Origin of the sequence: Kaistella pullorum (assembly GCF_014837035.1) — a bacterium.
In the GTDB taxonomy this organism is placed as follows: domain Bacteria; phylum Bacteroidota; class Bacteroidia; order Flavobacteriales; family Weeksellaceae; genus Kaistella; species Kaistella rhinocerotis.
In genome coordinates, this window is the sequence record NZ_JACSPS010000025.1 from 1 (window position 1) to 714 (window position 714).

Annotated in this window: 1 protein-coding gene; it reads left to right on the plus strand. The window is 27.6% G+C overall.

The window, feature by feature from the left end; all coding sequences use genetic code 11:
• Nucleotides 1-580: hypothetical protein (locus tag H9628_RS11915; protein ID WP_251834363.1), on the plus strand; the 580-nt coding region annotated here is incomplete at its 5' end.
• Between the last annotated feature and the right edge of the window lie 134 nt (nt 581-714).

The following is a 714-nucleotide window of genomic DNA, read 5'->3' on the forward strand; positions in this document are numbered from 1 at the left end:
CGTTGTACGACATTCTATGAAAATCAAATGTATATTTTTTATACCATTAATTTTACTAGCATTAATTTCTTGCGTCAACAAAAATGAAAATTTAAAAGTTGATAAAAAAGAAATTAAATCTATTATTTCAGCTGTAATAAAATCAGAAATGATAGACGATAAAATCAGCAAAGGTTATGTGCTAAATAAGTTAGAGAAATCTCAAATCATTTTACCACAAGAATCTGATACGATCTACGAATATCCACGCACAGTACAAATTGAAACATTAAAAAAATATTTAAAAATCACAAATAAAACTGATTTAATTTTTGTTATATCACAGAATAAAAATCCTACATCCTTTTTTATAAATCTTAAAGATTCTGAACTAATCACATTTTTTGATATTGAGCAAATAGAAAACTATGAAACTTTTTATATTATAACTATACCAATATTGAATAGTGGAGGAAATTTAGCTTACGTCGAATCTAACTATTATTGTGGACGATTATGTGGTGGAGGAAAAGCTATAATTCTTACGAAAGAAAGTGGAATATGGAAAATCAAAGAAAAATTCGGAACTTGGATTAGTTAAAACGTCGTACAACACGGTATTTCTATTAGTGGGGTTGAAGTTTACATCGTAAGGATTTTCGCTAATACTTCTTTTTGTTATATTTAGAAAGACCAGTTATCATAATCCCCGCCAACAGAAATACCCAACCGTTA